This is a genomic window from Pseudomonas sp. Ost2, assembly GCF_018326065.1.
GTDB lineage: Bacteria > Pseudomonadota > Gammaproteobacteria > Pseudomonadales > Pseudomonadaceae > Aquipseudomonas > Aquipseudomonas gingeri.
Genome location: NZ_AP021904.1, coordinates 1,286,188 through 1,304,403 on the forward strand (window position 1 = coordinate 1,286,188; position 18,216 = coordinate 1,304,403).

Annotated in this window: 12 protein-coding genes; 2 read left to right on the forward strand and 10 right to left on the reverse strand. The window is 62.4% G+C overall.

Annotated features, from left to right (window positions below):
- Positions 1 to 8: 8 nt before the first annotated feature.
- From KI243_RS05655 to yaaA, 10 genes are all read right to left on the reverse strand, one after another.
- Positions 9 to 1,559, reverse strand: coding sequence for an MBOAT family protein (locus KI243_RS05655; protein ID WP_017124121.1), 1,551 nt, complete (start codon positions 1,557 to 1,559; stop codon positions 9 to 11).
- Positions 1,560 to 1,867: 308 nt separating this feature from the next.
- Positions 1,868 to 2,992, reverse strand: coding sequence for a mannuronate-specific alginate lyase (locus tag KI243_RS05660; RefSeq protein ID WP_042934522.1), 1,125 nt, complete (start codon positions 2,990 to 2,992; stop codon positions 1,868 to 1,870).
- Positions 2,993 to 3,003: 11 nt separating this feature from the next.
- Complete coding sequence (locus tag KI243_RS05665) at positions 3,004 to 4,437, reverse strand: alginate O-acetyltransferase (protein ID WP_177108026.1); 1,434 nt, start codon at positions 4,435 to 4,437, stop codon at positions 3,004 to 3,006.
- Positions 4,438 to 4,448: 11 nt separating this feature from the next.
- Positions 4,449 to 6,038, reverse strand: coding sequence for a mannuronan 5-epimerase AlgG (gene algG / locus KI243_RS05670; RefSeq protein ID WP_244861819.1), 1,590 nt, complete (start codon positions 6,036 to 6,038; stop codon positions 4,449 to 4,451).
- Between the two features lie 26 nt (positions 6,039 to 6,064).
- Positions 6,065 to 7,549 (reverse strand): alginate export family protein, encoded by a 1,485-nt coding sequence (locus KI243_RS05675; protein WP_017124117.1) that lies wholly within the window; start codon positions 7,547 to 7,549, stop codon positions 6,065 to 6,067.
- Positions 7,546 to 8,955, reverse strand: a complete 1,410-nt coding sequence (gene algK, locus KI243_RS05680; RefSeq protein ID WP_042934519.1) for an alginate biosynthesis TPR repeat lipoprotein AlgK — start codon at positions 8,953 to 8,955, stop codon at positions 7,546 to 7,548. Before algK ends, KI243_RS05675 begins: the two co-directional genes overlap by 4 nt.
- Positions 8,956 to 8,964: 9 nt before the next feature.
- Positions 8,965 to 10,137 carry an alginate biosynthesis protein Alg44 gene (locus tag KI243_RS05685; protein WP_017124115.1) on the reverse strand — a complete coding sequence of 391 codons (1,173 nt, stop codon included), beginning with the start codon at positions 10,135 to 10,137 and terminating at the stop codon, positions 8,965 to 8,967.
- A 36-nt stretch (positions 10,138 to 10,173) separates the two neighbouring features.
- Positions 10,174 to 11,658 (reverse strand): mannuronan synthase, encoded by a 1,485-nt coding sequence (alg8, locus tag KI243_RS05690; protein WP_177085870.1) that lies wholly within the window; start codon positions 11,656 to 11,658, stop codon positions 10,174 to 10,176.
- A gap of 189 nt (positions 11,659 to 11,847) precedes the next feature.
- Positions 11,848 to 13,164, reverse strand: a complete 1,317-nt coding sequence (locus KI243_RS05695; protein ID WP_017124113.1) for a nucleotide sugar dehydrogenase — start codon at positions 13,162 to 13,164, stop codon at positions 11,848 to 11,850.
- A 958-nt stretch (positions 13,165 to 14,122) separates the two neighbouring features.
- Complete coding sequence (gene yaaA, locus KI243_RS05700) at positions 14,123 to 14,902, reverse strand: peroxide stress protein YaaA (RefSeq protein ID WP_177108025.1); 780 nt, start codon at positions 14,900 to 14,902, stop codon at positions 14,123 to 14,125.
- A 299-nt stretch (positions 14,903 to 15,201) separates the two neighbouring features.
- On the opposite strand from yaaA, the gene KI243_RS05705 reads away from it, so the two are divergent.
- On the forward strand, positions 15,202 to 16,326 hold the full coding sequence (locus tag KI243_RS05705) for a polysaccharide deacetylase family protein (protein ID WP_212810596.1): 1,125 nt from the start codon (positions 15,202 to 15,204) through the stop codon (positions 16,324 to 16,326).
- 337 nt (positions 16,327 to 16,663) lie between these two features.
- Positions 16,664 to 18,058: a PhoH family protein gene (locus KI243_RS05710; protein WP_017124110.1), complete on the forward strand. Its 1,395-nt coding sequence runs from the start codon at positions 16,664 to 16,666 to the stop codon at positions 18,056 to 18,058.
- The last annotated feature ends 158 nt before the right edge of the window (positions 18,059 to 18,216 follow it).

Below are 18,216 nucleotides of genomic sequence, written 5' to 3' on the forward strand. Positions count from 1 at the left end.
CGGCTCCCTCAGAACTGGAAGTAGAGGAACGGCGAGAAGCTTTGCGCCGAAAGTTTGAGAATCGAGGCGATGAACAGCAGCAGCACCAGGGTGCGCATCAGGTAGCGCGGCCAGTCGGCCACCCAGTAGGCCGGTTGCACCTGGGCTTCGACGCCGACGTTGTAGCCGGGCTCGTGGATGCTGCCGGCCGCTTCGCCGGGGGCGGCCTTGATCAGGCCGGGTTGCGCGGTGGCCGGACCGTCGGCGGGCTTGGCCTTCGGCGCGGGCGGGTTGCTGTAGAAATCGCGCAGGCCGAAGAACGCCAGGGTCGCGTAGGCCACCACCAGGGTCGCCACCTGCAGGCCGGTGAGGCTGGCGCGGTTGAGCTCCGACAGCGACCAGTCGCTGAAGCTGAACATGGCGCCGTACATGCGGCCGGCCACGTGCAGGTTCTCGGCACGGAAGATCACCCAGCCCATGATCACCAGCAGGAAGGTCAGCGCCCAGCGGATCGGGTTGAAGCTGCGTGGCGTGGTGTTGATGCCCAGGGCTTTTTCGATCGCCAGCCACATGCCATGCCAGGCGCCCCAGACGATGTAGGTGATGTTCGCGCCGTGCCACAGGCCACCGAGCAGCATGGTCAGGAACAGGTTGCGATAGGTGGTCAGGGTGCCTTTGCGGTTACCGCCCAGGGTGATGTAGAGGTAGTCGCGCAGCCAGGTCGACAGGCTGATGTGCCAGCGCCGCCAGAACTCGGTGATCGACTGGCTGATATAGGGCTGCTTGAAGTTCTCCATGAAGCGGAAGCCCATCATCAGGCCGAGGCCGATGGCCATGTCGCTGTAGCCGGAGAAGTCGAAGTACAGCTGCGCGGTGTAGGCCAGGGCACCGAGCCAGGCGTCGCCGGTGGTCGGGTTCTGCAGGGCGAAGCAGTGATCGGCGACCACCGCCAGGGTATCGGCGATGAAGACCTTCTTGATGAAGCCCTGCATGAACCGCGTGGCACCTTCGGAGAATTTGTCGAGGGTGTGGGTGCGGTTGTTGAACTGGTCGGCGAGGTCGCGAAAGCGCAGCACGGGACCGGCGATCAGGTGCGGGAAGATCGCCACGAAGGCCGCGAAGTCGATCAGGTTGCGGGTCGCCGGGGTATCGCCACGGTAGACGTCGATGATGTAGCTGATGGACTCGAAGATGTAGAACGAGATACCGATCGGCAGCAGCACGTGGGTCAGGATGAAGGGCTCGAGACCGAACGAGGTCATGATCGCGTTGAGGCTGTCGACCCCGAAGTTGGCGTACTTGAAGTAGCCGAGGATGCACAGGTCGACGGCCACGCCCAGCAGCAGCCAGCGCTGGGCCGGCCTGGTGCGTACGCCGGCGGCGCCGACCTTGAGGCCGATCCAGTAGTTCCACAGGGTGACGCCGGCGAACAGCGCCAGGAAGTCCACCCGCCACCACGCGTAGAACACGTAGCTGGCGATCAGCAACAGCAGGTTGCGATAGCGTTGCCCGCTCAGGTAGTACAAGCCGAGAAAGATCGGCAGGAACAGGAACAGGAACACATTGGATGAAAATACCATCCCGATCTCTCCTTGTTTAATCAACGTTCAAGGGCCGAAGCCCCCCCAAACCCCCCATGAAAACCGGGGAGTGTCGATCGTTCCCTCGCTCTGCGGGGGAACGCCTCTCTGGACGCTCTGCGTCCGCTTTGTGACGCGGAGCGTCACGGGCTGCATGCCCACGCAGAGCGTGGGAACGATCGGTCAATCCACCACGGTCCCCTGTAGGAGCTGGCTTGCCAGCGATGGGGCCAGTGAGCCTTGCATCGCCTGTTCGGCCGCTATCGCCAGCAAGCCGGCTCCCACAAAAAAGAGCGGTGTGCCGGGTGCTACTGGTTGCCCTTTTCGTGCGTCGGGTCGTAGACCTTGGTCAGGTCGCCGCCGAGGCGGAAGGTCTTGAACGGTTGCATCCCATGCTTGCGTTCGAGCACATCCGCCGGGCAGGTGTAGAGCGTGCAGAACGGTTCGAGCCAGGCGAATTTCGAGTCGACCTTGAGGTCGGTCATGTCCTGTTCCTTGCCGTTCCTGGCCTGGAACTCGCCGGGATCCTTGACCCCGGCCAGCACCCGGTCACCCAGGCGCTTGAGCGCACCGTTGTTTTCCTGGCGCAGGTCGACGCCGTTGACCAGGGCGAAGCTGGCGATCATCGCCAACGGCGGCAACGCGTAGTTGTGGTAGGCCAGGGCGCGTTGCTGGCGCTTGAGTTCGTTGGGCAGGAAACCCTGCGGGTCGACCTGGTTGGCGCCGACCTTGTATTCCTTCACGGCCCAGTCGAAGAGGTCGCGGCGGTCGGTGGCTATGGCGGTAGCCATCACTGACCAGGCGGCCCAGTACGAGTGATTGTTGGTCTTCTCCAGCGGCAGGTTGTCCCAGTCGCTGACCACCTGGTCGGCCATCTTGCCGAACCAGGCCTCGATCTGCTGCGCTTCCTTCTGGTGGGTCGCCAGCGGATGGGAGTCGGAGAACTTCAGGCGGATATAGGCCGAGGCCATGCTGCCCAGGGCCCATTTGCGCATGGACTTGCCGGTGTGGTTGAAGTCCTTGGACATCAGCGCATCGGCCTGGGCCCAGGCGGTGAGCCAGCTCAGGGTACAGCTCAACTGTTCCGGACGACCGTCGCGCATGAACTGCATCACGCGCTTGCTGGTGCCGCGCTCCATCGTGGTGATGTCGGCGGTGGTGTCGCGAAAGGCTTTTTCCGACTGCACGTTCAGGGTCGCGCGGGCCTTGTCGGAGCCCTCGTATTTGCTGCGGAACTGCAACTGCCCGGTGTAGGGCTGGGGCATGGTGTCGCAGCCCTCGCTGTTGTCACCGGTCTTGAACTTGTCGACGGCGGCGAAGTAGCCCTGTGGCGGGCGCAGCGGCGCAGCGGCCCCGGCCGAGCCGGCGACCATCGCGAGGACCAGCATTGATGGAGCCAGGAGGGAGGGAGCGAGCAGTGTGCGGAGTTTCATCGGTAGGCACCTCATAACCCGGCCTGCGCCCTGTGGGGCTCAGCGCTGGGGAATACGTTGCGTTTGCAGATCTTCGCCTCGACTTTCTGCGGTGCGGTGCCCGCTTCCGGGCCCTGGACTTCGACGGCCAGCAGGTTCTGGTTGGCCCAGTCTTCGTCGGTGCGCAGTTCGAAGGCGAAACGTCCGTCCGTGTCGGAGGTTTCCGGTTTCTCGATCTTGATGTCCTCGTGGCGCCCGTTCATGTACCAGAGGGTGGCGTGCAGGGTTTTCACCGAGGTGTCGGCGAAGCGGATGTCGACCTGGTGAGCGCTGTTGCGCAGGTCGCGGTTGTTGCTGTTGACCAGCAGTTCGTTCTTGCCCGGCTTGACCGTGGTGCTGGCACTCATGTCGGCGCTCTTGCCTTCGCAGCCGTTGTCGAGCAGCGCCATCATCTGCCGGTAGATGGTTTCCTGGTCGAGGCGATACAGCGGCGAGAATTCCCAGATAAGGATCTTCGGCGGGGTCTTCTGGAATTCGTCGCTGCCCAGGTACTGCAACATCGAACCCTCGAGGCCGCCGCCGGGGAAGGCGACGTTGAGGATGTCGGCACCGATGTACTGTTGCAGGAAGCCGGCGAAGTTGTAGTTCTTGCCGCTGTGACTGGTCCCCACCAGGGTGATCTGCGGGTTGCCGGAATCGCCGAACAGGTCGCCGTCTCCCGCCTCGCCCTTGGGCTCGGTGCTGAACTGTTCCATGTACTGGATCGCGTAGCTGGTGCCGCACAACTGGCCGGCCATGTTGTGCAGGGTGCCGGTCTTGCCCATGCGCCCGGAGACCTTGGTCTCGAATTCGCGATGGGGAATGTCGGCGAAGCCGGGGACTTTTTTCACCGTCTCGGCGACGATCTTCGCGGTGCGCTCGGCACCGTACGGCGTCCAGTGCTGGTCGCCGCGGAAGTAGAAATCGTGGGCCTGCTGTTCGTTGGTCAGGGGCGACAGGTCCGGGACGTGATAGCCCATTTTCGCGAAGCGCCCGAGCATGGCCTGGTAGTTGTGCAGGGCCTTCTCGTAATCGAACTTGTCGCGTTCGGCCGGGAACAGTTTGTTGCGATCCACCAGGCCGCGGGTCGGCTGGTAGACCACCACCAGTTCCACGCCCTTGCTCTTGAAGGCGTCGTGCAACTGTTGCATGCGCTTGTAGCCGGCCGGCGTGGTGTCGAATTCGGTGCGCAGGTCTTCCTGGGTACGGAACAGCCAGTCGCCCTGGGCCTGGACCAGCGTGGTGAAGTTCTGCTGGTAGCGGGTGACGTAGTTCTTCGCGTCATGGGCCGCCGGGCACAGGCTGCAGCAGGGCTGCGCGGTGAAGTTCGGCGCCTGGACTTCCTCGGCCCGCAGGTTGCCGCTGGCGGCGAAGATCGCGGCGGCGAGGCCGGACAGGCCGAGCAGTTTGATCAGGTGTGGGTTCATAAAGGTCATCCTCAATCCCGCAGTTGGGTCTGGCGTTCGACGGGGTCGATCAGCACGGCTTTCTGCTGGCGTACCAGCAGGTCGAGAATTTCATCCTGGCGATCGCCGAGAATCCCGGTGAAGCTGATGCCGCTGTTCTTCGCCGGGGCGAGCATGGACACCCGGTACAGCTCGACGCTCAGCGGCGAGTCGATGGACAGCGGGCCGCTGCCATTGCCGGCCAGTTCGCCGCCGACCACGATCAGCGAGACTTCGGCGTCGAACGGGTCGAGCTTGATGTCGCGGTCGGTGTCGGTCAGGTCCTTGATGTGGCCGTAGATGCCGGTCAGGCCGTTGGCCATGGACACGTTCTCGTACAGGCGGATGTTCACGCTGTTGCGGATACGGATACCGTGGCGCTTGTTGCTGATCACCTTGTTGCCATAGATCAGGTTGTCGGCACTCTCGTAGAGCGTGATGCCGTCGGTGTGGTTCTTGTAGATCTCGTTGTAGGCGATCAGGTTGTTGACGCTGTTACGGTCGATCACCAGGCCCGAGAGGTGGTTGTCATAGCTGCGGTTGTTGAAGATGAAGCTGTCGTTCACTTCCCGGGAAATGATGATGCCGTGCTTCTTCTTGGTCCCATGGACGGTGTTGTCGGCGATGATCAGCCGGTGCGAACGGTCGTGGGGGTCGATGCCGTAGACGATGTTGTCGCGGTAGGTATTGCCCTTGACCACGAAGTCGCGGGTCTCGTAGCAGTAGAAGCCGTACCACATGTCCGAGAACTGCGAGCCGATGATCCAGCCGGTCGGCTCGGGCCGCTTGAGGACCTTGGCCATATTCGGCGTGTACTGGGAAATACTCACGCCGTAGGACTTGCTGTTGGCGTAGCCGAAGCTGGCCATCTGGCTGTTGACGATATAGGTTTCGGTGCCGCCCCAGGCGAGCAGGAACGGCCGGAACTCCTTGGGCGAGCGGAAGGTGGCCGGGCCGTTGTCCGCTTCGCGCCAGCCGGTGACCTTGGTGTCACGGATGAACAGCTGGCCATCGTTGACCAGGAACGAACCGCCTTCCTGGGACAGCCGCAGTTCCTGGGTCTGCCGGTCGATTTCGAGGATGCCCTTGCGCCCGACAACGATCGGCAGCCTGGCGAGGAACACACCCGGCGAGGTTTCGCTGATGTAGTTCTTCGGCAGCTTCTTGCTCAGGTCCTTGAGGTTGATATAGCCATCGTCGACGAAGATCGCCTGGGGAATGCCGTGCTGGCGGACCACCCATTCGGCCATCTTGTTGTCGCCGCCGATAAAGTCCTTCAGGGCGTCTTCCTGCATCATCCGGCGCACGCTGATCTTGCCCGGTTTGCTGCGCACGATCTTCGCCGCCGCCGCTTCGGCGGTGTAGCCACTGAGGTCCGGCAGCTTCGGTTTTTCCAGGTGCAGCGGTTCGGTCGGCGCGCTGCTGACGGTGTAGGTCTTGGCCTGTTGCAGCTCCTTGGCGATGATCGGCGCGCGCTCGGTCCTGGCGAGCGGCTGCTCGGCATTGCCGAAGGCGGCGCCGCTGGCCAGCAGTAGGGCTGCGGCCAGGACACTGAGCGGGCCTTGCATGGCGATATGGTTCATCTCGGACACTCCCTTCGCGAGCTGCATCAGAAGCGCCAGATCACGTCAATGAACGCGCGGTGCATATAGGAATCGACGTCTTTGCCGTAGGCATCGCCCGGCTTGAACACGCCGCCGCGAAAGCGCACCAGCGCCGAGGGTTCATCGATGGATTGGCTGAGGGCCGCCGGCAGCAGGCCCTGCTTGAAGTACTTGGTGACCACCAGGTCCATCTCCTGGCCCATGTCTTTCTTGCCGTCCTGCAACGGCAGCGAAGTGCTGGAGAGCAGGGCGCCGGTGGCGTCGTCATAGTTGTTCTGCACGGCGTTGATGCCGTTGCTGCCGACGTCCTTGTTGCCGTCGACGCGCCAGAACTTGTGGTAGACCAGACTGGCGTCGTAGTCCTCGCGCAGTTGCCAGGAGCCGAACAGGGTGGCGGTCTGCAGGTTGTTCAGTTCACCGCGGAAGGCTTCGCCGAAGCGGTGGGTGCGCGAACGGGTGCCGGTGAAATTCGAGCGGTTGCTTTCCAGGCCGTTCTGTTCGTAGTCGCCGCTGGCGCGGGCATAGGCCGCGCCGACCTGCCAGTTCGGATCGAGGCGCACGCGGATACCCAGGTCGGTGGCCCAGCCGTTGATGCTGTCGCTGTGCTTGGCGTCGACCGGGCGGCTGCCGTCGGCGTTGAGCGCATTGACGCTGTCGCGGTTGCCGCTCATGCCGGTGAGGCTGGCCCAGTAGTTGACGGTGTTGGTGTTGCGCCAGTTATAGGCGTCGCTGTTGGCTTCCAGGCCGAGCCAGGTCAGGTCGCCGTTTTCCTTCTTGTCCAGCGGATCGGCGGCGACACCGGGTGTCGGGTAGTCGAGCTTGCCGTCGTCGTGGGTGTGATGGGCGCGCACGCCGATCCACTGCCCGGGTGTCCACTGGTAGGCGACATCGCCATAGACATGCAGGCGGTCCTTGTCCTTGGGCGCCAGTTCGGTGAGGTCGGTGCGGTACTCGCTGAAGCGCTCGGCGGCACCCAGGTTGGCCCGCAGCAGCGTGGTGTCGAAGGTCCAGTTCAGCGCTTCGATATTGGTGTCGCGCCATTGTCCGTCATCGTTGCGCAGGCGTTGCCGACCGAACTTGAGCAGCTCGCCCGGATAAGGCGTCAGGCCTTTGTAGCCGACCCAGAATTCGCGCAGGGCCAGGTAGCTCTTGTCCGGCTTGCGGGCATCGTTGCCCGAGGTTTCCTGGCTGCCATCGGACTGCTGCAGGGTGTCGGTCTCGATGATGTCGGTGGCGGTCACGGCCTGGCCCATGGCGTAGGCGCTCCAGTTGCCGCGTTCGCCGTAGGCCCATGGGCGCAGGTCGAGGCCGACGCCGTTGGCGTCGCCGCCCTTGAGGGTGCCGAGGTCGCGGTCGTCTTCCGATTGCGCGGTGATCTTCACTTCCAGGCCGAAGTTCTGGGTGTCGCTGAGCGCTGCCAGGGTCGGTGTGGACCAGGCCAGGGCGAAGCTCAGGCCGATACCGGCCTTCACGAAAGGATTGAGTGTCATAGGGTTTTTTCCTCGCTGTCGCCTTCTTGCAGGGCTTGTTGCAGGTCCAGCGGGTTACGGCTCAGGGTCCCGCGCAGGCGCTGCTCCTGTTGCAGCAGGCGCTGGGCATCGGCGCGCTGCGCGGGCGGCAGTTGTTCTTCGAGTTGTTGGGCCAGCTCATTGGCCTGCGGCGTGTCCTGGGCCTTGGCCAGCTGGCTGAAGACGTAGGCGTTGAGCGGATCGGGCTTGGTCCCGCGACCCTGGGAAAACAGCTGGGCGATGGCGAAGTCGGCGCTGTTCTGGCCGTTGCGGGCGGCCTTGAGCAGGTGGTCGAGGGCCTTCTGCGGATAGACCTGGCCGAGGTAGCCGCGGCGGTAGATCTGTCCCAGGTAGTAGTCGGCGGCGACTTCCCTGCCGAGGGCTTTCTGGAAGTGCGCCTCGGCCTGCCTGGCATCCGCCGGCACCCACTTGCCTTCGTAGTAGAGCTTGCCCAGCAGCAGTTCGGCGCGGGGCTGGTCGGCCGCGCGGCCGTTGTTGAGGTACTCCATCATCTGGTCGACGTCGCCCAGGTCCGGGAAGTCGTAGAGCAGTTGCGCCAGGCTGACCCAGGAGGCCGGGTAGCCGGGGGCGACCTGTTCGAGCATCGCCTGGGCGGTTTTCGCGTCCGGCTGGCCGAGGGTCGAATCGCTGAGCACGCGGGCCACGCTGTCCATCCGCTGGGCACCGACGGTGCCACGGCTGTAGGCGGCCTGCAGTTGCTTGAGCAGTTCGGCCTGCTGGTCCGGCTGGGCACGTTTCTGGTACACGGTGGCGAGTTCGACGTAGCAGATATCCGTGCTGTTGAGCGCGGCCTTGCAGATCTTTTCCACCTCGTCCAGGTGCTGGTCGTAGGTGTCCTGGGTACGGTAGAGCAACACTTGCGCCAGGCCCGCTTCCGGATAGCCGGCGCTGCGCCATTGGCTGATCTGCCGCTGGGCATCGACGCCGGGGAAGCTCTGTGGGAATTGCAGGTAGAGCATCGCCAGGGGGATCAGGGTGTTGCCTTCACCGTTGGCGAAGGCCTTTTTCAGCAGGCCTTCGGCTTCGTGGTGTTCGGCCTCGGTCGCGCCGGGCTTGGCCACCAGCAACCGGCCCAGGCGTGCCTGGGCACGGGGCGAGGTGTCGGCGGCGGCGCGGTAGGTCGCTTCCGCCTGCCTGATCTGCGCCGGATCGCGGCTTTCCACCTGGATATCGGCCAGGCCGACCTGTGCGTCGCTGTAGCCCAGGTCCGCCAGCTTGCGATAATTCTGCTCGGCCAGGGCGGTATCGCCGCGCTTGAGCGCTTCGTTGGCCAGGCGCTGGTCGGGCAGGCCGGCGCAACCGGCCAGGCTGATCGCCATGGCCAGTGTCAGCGGTAGGGGCAGGGTTCGTAAGGTCGTCACAGGCATGTCCTCTGCTTACAGACCGGCGGCCATGGCTTTGTCGATCAGCCAGTTCACGCTCGGGCCGCGGTCGCTGTTGACTTCCACCGGACGGCCGGCGAGGGTGCTGTCGAGGTTTTCGTCAGGCTTGATCAGGACACGGATATCCGAGGACAGGTCGTCGCTTTTCAGGCTGGTGCTGCTGACGATCCTGCCCTGGCGGACCTGGTCTTCACCGGCGACCTGGAAGTTCACCCGGGTGCCCGGACGCACCTCGCCGAATTGGCGGTAGGAGAACCGCGCCTCGACGTTCGCGACGCTGTTGCGTGGCACCAGTTGGAAGATCACGTCGCCCTTGCTGGCGTACTGGCCGTTGGCGACCAGTTGCTGGGCCACCACGCAGTCGCAGGGCGAGGTCAGGGTGCCGGTCATCTGCTTGCCGAACAGTTCCTCGACCTTGGCCGGCTGCAGCTGGTCTTCGTCCAGGTGGCCCTTGAGCACATCGAGCATGCTGGTGCTGAAGGTCGCCAGCGGGGCGCCCTTGGCCGCGACGCCGTCGTCCTTGATCAGGCTCTGCACGGTGCCGTCGCGGGGCATGGTGACGTTCATCCCCTGCACGCTGACCAGGCCGGCCTGGGCGTGGCTGACGAAGTACATGCCGTAGACCGACTTGAGGACGAAGCCGAAGGCCGCCAGGCCGACGACGAAGACACCGAGGCTGAAGGTCACGGCGCGCAGGCGACCGAGCGGGCTCATGCCGCTGCCGTCATCCTTTTTCTTGCGCGCCCTGGTGAAGTTGTCGCGCTGCAGGGTGGCGAGTACGTCGCCCATGCTGACGATGTCACCGGCCAGGTGCGAGGTGATCAGGTGGCGCAGGGTGGCGATGTCCTGCTGTTCCAGGTTCTGGAACTGGCAGCCGACACGGCCGCTCTGGCGATCGTAGGAGCGGATCTGCAACTCGACGTCCATGGCCAGGCCGAGGTTGTCGATGACGAATTGCAGGCGTCCCTTGTGCACCTCTCCCGGGGTCACGGCCTGTTGCTGCGGCAGGTTGAAGCTCAGGCCGCCGGCGGACAGGTCTTCGACACGGACTTCCAGGGGCTTGCCCTCGGTGCCGAAGAACCGCAGCCGGGCGGGGATTTTCACCCGGGCGTGCTGGCGCTGGGCTTCGGATTCGTGGACGACATTGGCGTTGACTTTCGAGTTCATGGGTAAGGCTCCGTTAGCTAATTCAGGCGAGTCGGGTCAGACCATCGTCATCAGCACGGCGACGAAGATGCTGCCGGCAGAGAAGGTCATGGTCCGAGACGACCAGGTGTTGAACCAACCTTGAAAGCTGGCGAGGTCGCGGCTCAATTTGGTGTCCTGGCGGGTCCAGGATTGACGGTCGAGGCGGAAGAACACGTAGATCTTCATCAGTGCCCCGACGATCTGGTTGTAATAGAGAATCACCGGGTAGGCCGGGCCGATGGTGTGTCCCGAACAGGCCAGGAGGATCGTCAGGATCAGGCGGGTGATGCCGATCCACAGCAGGTAGGCGAGGATGAACGCGATGCCGTACTTGAAGCTGGCGATCAGCGCCACGGTCAGGCCCAGCAGCGAGGTCCACATCGACACGCGCTGGTCGAACAGCACGACGCTGGTGAACAGGCCGAGGCGGCGGATCCCCAGGCCCAGGGCCCGGGAGTTCTGCCGCAGGTTGTTGCCGTACCAGCGGTACATCAGCTTGCGGCTGGATTTGATGAAGCTCTTTTCCGGCGGGTGCTCCACGGTGTGGATCGCCGCGTCGGGCACGTAGAAGGTGTCGTAGCCCAGGCGCATCAGGCTGAACCAGCTGGACTTGTCGTCGCCGGTGAGGAACTTGAAGCGGCCCAGGCGCCAGTGTTGCAGCGAGTCGCTTTCGACGTCGGCGATGAAGCCCGGGTCGGTGACCACGCTGGCACGGAATACCGACATGCGTCCGGTCATGGTCAGCACGCGCTTGGACAGGGCCATGGAGCACATGTTGATGTGGCGCTGGGCGAAGCGCAGCTTGTGCCATTCGCTCATGATGTAGCCGCCGCGCACTTCGCAGAATTCGTTGGTGGTCAGGCCGCCGACATTGTCGAACAGCTGGAACCAGGGCACGGTCTTGCGCACCACGCCTTCGCTGAGCACGGTGTCGCCGTCGATCACTGCGACCACCGCGCGGTCGTCCGGCAGGTGCCGGGAGATCGCCCGGAAACCGAAGGCCAGGCCGTCGCGTTTGCCGGTACCGGCGATCCGCACGAAGTCGAGCTTGACCCGCTCGGGCGGATTCATCCTGGCCCAGAGACTCTTGACCAGCAGTTCATCGGACATTTCCACCAGGGAGCAGACCACGGTGGTCGGGAAGCCGCAGTCGATGGCTTCGCGGATCACCGAGCTGTAGACCTGGGCGGTGGTCAGGGCGTCGATGCGGAAGCTGGTGACCATCAGGAACACCTGGGACGGGTCCGCGGCCTTGCCCAGCTTGCGCAGTTTGCGCCGCAGGTGCGGGTAGACGATGTAGAGGAAGATCATCCCGCGCACGAAATGGGTGGCGCCCATGGAATAGCGCCAGATGCCCACGGCACCGATCAGGAAGATGAAGTCCTTGGATTCGGCATCGAAGGTCGAGGTGGGCAGCAACGAGGCCAGGCCCATCAGCAAACTCATGTAGAACAGCCAACCGGCGGCCTGAAGAAGGCCGTGCTTTAGCCTGTGCATAATCTGCATCCGTCTCTATCTCGGGCGAACCTGGCGGCTGCCCGATGGGGTTAAGGCAGGCAAGGCGTCCTTTCGGACGCCATCGCCGGCAAGCCGGCTCCTACGGTGCCGAGTCGTACCTGATACGTAGGGTCGACTCCGTCCTGCAGGAGCCGGCTTGCTGGCGATCAACCGCGCAGCGGTTGGGTTGGTTTACCAACAGATACCTTCGGTCCGGCCACTCGCACTGGTGGCCTTGGACATGAAGCCGACCAGGTCGATGACCTGTTTGCCGTGCGGGGCGTTCTCCGCCAGGGCGCGGAACTTCTCGTCACGGTTGCCGAGGATGATCACGTCGCTGTTGCCCACGACCTCGTCGAAGTCGGCGTTGAGCAGGGACGATACGTGGGGGATCTTCGACTCGATGTAGTCCTTGTTCGCGCCATGGACACGGGCGTACTCGACGTTCTTGTCGTAGATGCTCAGGTCGAAACCCTTGCCGATGAGCATTTCCGCCAGTTCCACCAGCGGGCTTTCGCGCAGGTCGTCGGTGCCGGCCTTGAAGCTCAGGCCGAGCAGGGCGACCTTGCGCTTGTCGTGGCTGGCGACGATGTCGAAGGCGTTCTGCACCTGGCTCTCGTTGCTGCGCATCAGCGAGTTGAGCAGCGGCGACTGGACGTCCAGGGAGCCGGCACGGTAGGTCAGGGCGCGGACATCCTTGGGCAGGCAGGAACCGCCGAAGGCGAAGCCCGGACGCATGTAGTACTGGGAGAGGTTGAGGGTCTTGTCCTGGCAGACCACATCCATCACTTCGCGGCCATCGACGCCGACGGCCTTGGCGATGTTGCCGATCTCGTTGGCGAAGGTCACCTTGGTGGCGTGCCAGACGTTGCAGGTGTACTTGATCATCTCGGCGACTTCGATGTCCTTGCGGATGATCGGGGCGTCGAGTTCTTCGTAGAGGGCTTGCAGGACGTCGCCGGAAGCGCTGTCGAATTCGCCGATGACGGTCATCGGCGGGAAGTCGTAGTCCTTGATCGCGGTGCTTTCACGCAGGAACTCGGGGTTGACCGCGACGCCGAAGTCGACGCCGGCCTTCTTGCCCGAGCAGTCTTCGAGGATCGGGATCACCACGTTTTTCACGGTGCCCGGCAATACGGTGCTGCGTACGACGATGGTGTGGCGGGTGGTCTTGTCACGCAGGACGAAACCGATTTCACGGCACACCGATTCGATGTAGTTCAGTTCCAGGTCACCGTTCTTCTTGCTCGGTGTGCCGACGCACAGCATCGACAGGTCGGTGGCGCGAATCGCTTCGGCAAAATCGGTGGTACCACGCAGTCGACCGCTGGAAATACCCTGCGCCAACAGCGCTTCCAACCCCGGCTCGACAATCGGCGATTTGCCGCTGTTGATCAGGTCGATCTTGTCTTTGGAGATATCAACGCCAACGACATCATGACCCCGTGCAGACAGGCAACCGGCACATACTGCACCGACGTAACCCAAACCAAATATGCTAATGCGCATCGCATTTACCTCTATCTTAATCACGCCATTAAATGGCCGGAGTTAATGTAGCCAGTAACCGTATTGCTCCCGAAGTGTGACCAAATGAAGTCACCTCACCGAGTGCAGGCATATAAGTGTCGAGTGGCTAAATAATTGCACTCAAGTTGGGCGAAACTTGGCCTTGTTATAGGGGACGTGCCCCTTCATGTGGCCGGCCTTCATCGGGAAGACCCTTGCCAGCGTGCTCGAAACTCTGTTATGCCCGCACAGGGGCCTTTTGAATCAACAGGTTATAAGTCACTTGCAAGTGCTTTGTCTGAGGGCCCGCCTTGGCCTGTATAGGGGATATTAATGGTGCGTATCTCCTGTCCTTTTGATTGAGTTGAAACTGTGGGGTGCGGTTGTAAGTCGCTGATGGCAACTTAAACATGTCATCCCGCCGCCACGTAAGTCATCTCTTACAAATTCTCCGAGAATCGTTACGGGTGGTATGAGCAACGCTTTGGAACATAAGTTCCTGTCCGCTCATCCTGTTTTCGAAAATTTTTGAAATATTATGAAAGATGGCACTGCTTTCATATTGATAGCACTTTCCGTTTCGCCCTTTAGTTACGGGGATGAAAAATGCCTAGATGGTTGTATGCCACTACGGAAAAAAATTTCCGGTGCCACTACGCAAAAAAATGCGAAATGTCGAGTGAAAGAAATTTCATGGTTGTTACAGTCAATTTGTTGGCGTCAAATAATTGATTTTTTGCTGCTGCGGGGAGGGGGATGCACAGGGATCGTCGGCGATTACACATTGCGTGTAATGCACCGAGTAGGTGCAGGGTAACAGAAATGTGGGTCGTCTGTTGCTCGTTCCCACGCTCCGTATGGGAACGCAGCCCATGACGCTGCACGTCACCTCGGGAGCGCACTCGCAGCGTCCAGTGAGGTGTTCCTTTGCTGCGCGTGGAAACGATCGGGCGGGGTGTTACTCCGGCGCGTGATCGCGCAGGAACACCAGATTGTCCGGCTTGGACAGTTCTGTGCTGAATCGGTAGCCTTGTTCGTCGAACGTCTTCAACTGTTCGGGGGTCTCGAGGCGTTCCCGGATCACGAAACGCGCCATCATGCCGCGGGCTTTTTTCGCATAGAAGCTGATGATCTTGTATTGCCCGTTCTTCTGGTCGCGGAACTCGGTATTGATTATCCGCGCCTTCAGCGCCGGGCGCTTGACCGCCGAGAAGTACTCGTTCGAGGCCAGGTTCAGCAGCACGTCGTCACCTTGTTCGGCCAGGGCTTCGTTCAGCCATTCGCTGATGCGCGTGCCCCAGAAGGCATAAAGGTCCTTGCCCCGGGCATTGGCGAACTTCGTGCCCATTTCCAGGCGATAGGGCTGCATCAGGTCCAGCGGGCGCAACAGGCCGTAGAGGCCGGAGAGCATGCGCAGGTGGGTCTGGGTGAAGTCGAAGTCGGCGTCGCTGAAGTCTTCGGCGCGCAGGCCGGTGTAGACGTCGCCCTTGAAGGCCAGCAGCGCCTGCTTGGCGTTGTCCGGGGTAAAGGCCGGGTTCCAGCTGCCGAAGCGCGCGGCGTTGAGGCCGCCGATCTTGTCGGAAACGTGCATCAGCTCGCTGATCTGCGCCGGGCTGAGGGTGCGCAATTGTTCGATCAGTTCCTGGGAATGGTCGAGGTATTGCGGCTGGGTGAAGCGTTTCGTCACCGGTGGTGTTTCGAAATCGAGGGTCTTGGCGGGGGAAATCACCATCAGCATGAAGTCGTCTCCTGTAATCGTCGGGGGATTCTAGGGGCTTGGGCGGTTTGACTCCACCTATGATGGCGATAGAGCAGAGGATGCAAGGCTTGCGGACCTCTTCGCCGGCAAGCCAGCTCCCACAATGTCAGCGCTCGGGCGCCTTTTCATGGTCTCTTCGCGGGCAAGCCCGCTCCCACATCAGACCGCAAACCCGTGGGAGCGGGCTTGCCCGCGAAGAGGCCGCTACAGGGTCCACGAGAGTCAGGATTGTCAGATCGGCTATAGTGCGCGGCGGGTTCTGAAATGGAGTCACCCTTTTGCGTATCGTTCTTTTCTTCTCGGCCCTGCTGGCCTGCCTCGCCGCCGTCGCCGCGCCGAACGACGCGGCGACCCTGGATCGCGGCACCTGGCCGGAACAGTTGAGCAGCCCGACCCTGTTCGATGTCGCCTCGCGGGCGGAAATCCTCACCTTCGCCCACGCCCTGCTGATCAGCGAAATGGCCGATGAGCCGGCACTGCGGCAGCGCCTTGGCCTCAAGCAGATCAACCTGGCGTCGATCAACCGGGTGCGCGCCCGTCTCTGGCAGCGTTTGCTGGAAAACTACAATTTCGCCCAGCAGAGCTGCGAGCAGGATGCTTCCTTCTGTTATTACGTCGAGGACATGGACAGCCTGCGCGAACAGGCCGGCAAGTTCCGGGTGGCCGAGGATTCCTTCTATGCCCGCTGGGCCGAACCGAGCCGGGCGTTTCACGAGCGCTATCTGGACGAGTTGCTGCGCATGGCCGCGCTGTTTCCCCAGACCAGCAGCGAAATCGCCCTGTTCGGCGAGCCGGAGCGTAACGGCGAGGCGTTCCATGACCGGCTGTTCCTGCTGACCTTCGACGGCGGCCCCGGGGCTTCGGCGGGCAACACCGACGAGCTGACCGCGTACCTGCGCCGGCAGAAGATGAACGGTCTGTTCTTTGTCCTCGGCAGTGCCTTGCAGGCGCGGGTCGACAAGACCTCGATCATGGCCGTGCGCGATCTCTATAAAGAGCAGTGCGTGGGTATCCAGGGTTGGCAGTATCGTTCCCACAGCCATTGGCAGGACTGGCAGGACTCGGTCCAGCGTAGCGCCATGCTGGCGCAGCGCGTATTGCCGGAGAACTATCAGCCCTTGTTCCGTCCGCCCTACGGGCAGCGCCAGGCGGACAGCGGGGCGTTCTTCAAGTCCCAGGGGTTGCAGGTGGTGTTGTGGGATATCGATTCCGCCGACGCCACCGGCAAGCTTACCGCCGAACAGTCGGCCCAGCGGGTGATGACCCTGATGTTGTTGTGGCGTCGTGGCGTGATCGTCTTCCATGACACCCAGGACAAGGCCCTCGGCGCATTGCCCTGGCTGCTCAGGCAGACCGCTGAAAGCGGGCTTGGCTGGAAAGGCTGTGATGACGCATTTCGATAGGAAGAGCGAGAAGCCCGTATTTGCTGGGCTTGTGGGAAATTTCTTACGAAATTCAGTGCAGGCGGACTTCCGACTTTAACGGTGTCCGGCCAGCTCGCCAAGGGCTATTCGTCACTCTGAAAAATAAACTTCAAAAAAGCGTCAAAGTGCTTTTTCCTGTCACGGGTTTTGCGGTATTACGGAGTCAGACCGCCGAAACCTGCGACACAGGTGGCGTCTCCCAAGGCCCTACCTTGTGCACAGAGCGCCTGTCCCCTCCAGGCGAATTCGGCGGTCACTTCGAGGCGCGATACCGTCAAGGTCTCGCGTCGACTGGCTCCCACAAAGGTGACCGAGTATGGATGATCACGGACGCACTCCTTCTTCCAACCAGCCAATCCTTTACGTGCTCGATACCAACGTACTGATCCACGATCCAAACGCACTGCTCAACTTCGAAGAACACCACGTCGCCATCCCGATGACCGTCCTGGAGGAACTCGACAAGCTCAAGAGCGGCCACCACAGCGTGGCTTCCGAATGTCGCCAGGCGATCCGCCTGATCGACAAGACCCTGGGCGACGCCAGCCCCGAGGATGTCGAGCTGGGTGTACCGATCCAGCGCGGCAAGAGCGGGCCGAAGGGCCTGCTGTCGATCCTGATGAGCAAGCGCAGCGAACCCAATGTGCTGCTGCCGGAAAACCTCAACGACAACATCATCATCAACCAGCTGGTCGACATGCACGCGCGCGACAAGGGGCTGCGCCTGGTGCTGGTGACCAAAGACATCAACATGCGCCTCAAGGCGCGTGCCTGCGGTATCGCTTCCGAGGACTACAGCACCGACCAGTTGGTCGACGACGTCGACCTGCTGCCCAAGGGCTTCCACAATGTGGTCGGCTCCTTCTGGGACCGTGTCAGCAAGGTCGAGACCCGTCAGGACCATGGTCGCACCTGGCACCAGGTGCAAATGACCGACAACCTGCCGGCCGTGCACGTCAACGAATTCATCATCGATGAGCAAGGGTTTGTCGGCTGGGTCAAGGAGATCCGCGCCGATGTGCTGTTGATCCTCGATCTGCATCAGGAGCCCCTGTTGCACCAGGAAGCCTGGGGCCTGAAACCGCGTGATATCTATCAAAGCCTGGCGCTGTTCGCGCTGCTCGATCCGGATATCCACCTGGTCAACCTGACCGGTGCCGCCGGTTCCGGGAAAACCATCCTGGCCCTGGCGGCTGCCATCGAGCAGACCATGGTCAGCAAGCGCTACCGCCGCATCATCGCGACCCGCAGCGTGCAGGGCCTGGACCAGGAAATCGGTTTCCTGCCCGGCACCGAGGCGGAGAAGATGGAACCCTGGCTGGGAGCGATCACCGACAACCTCGAAGCCCTGCACATGGATGACGAAAACACCCATGGCAGCGTCGACTACATCCTCAGCAAGGTGCCGTTGCAGTTCAAATCCCTCAACTACATCCGAGGTCGCAGCTTCCAGCAGAGCCTGATCCTGATCGATGAATGCCAGAACCTCACGCCGCACCAGATGAAGACCATCATCACCCGTGCCGGCGCCGGTTCGAAAGTGGTGTGCCTGGGCAACCTGGCACAGATCGACACCCCTTACCTGTCCGCGACCAGTTCCGGGCTGACCTACCTGACCGAACGCTTCAAGGATTTCCCGAACGGCGTGCACATCACCCTGCAGGGCGTGCCGCGTTCGATCCTGGCCGAATACGCCGAATCCCACCTGTAATTTCATCCACACCCGAGGGGCGGCCAGGCGGCCGCCCTTTTTTATGGGTTATGAGGTCTCTGTGGGAGCCGGCTTGCCGGCGATGGGGCCGGTGAGGCTTGCAGCGTCTGGTCGGTCGCCATCGCGGGCCAGCCCGCTCCTGCCATCGGTGTGCATGC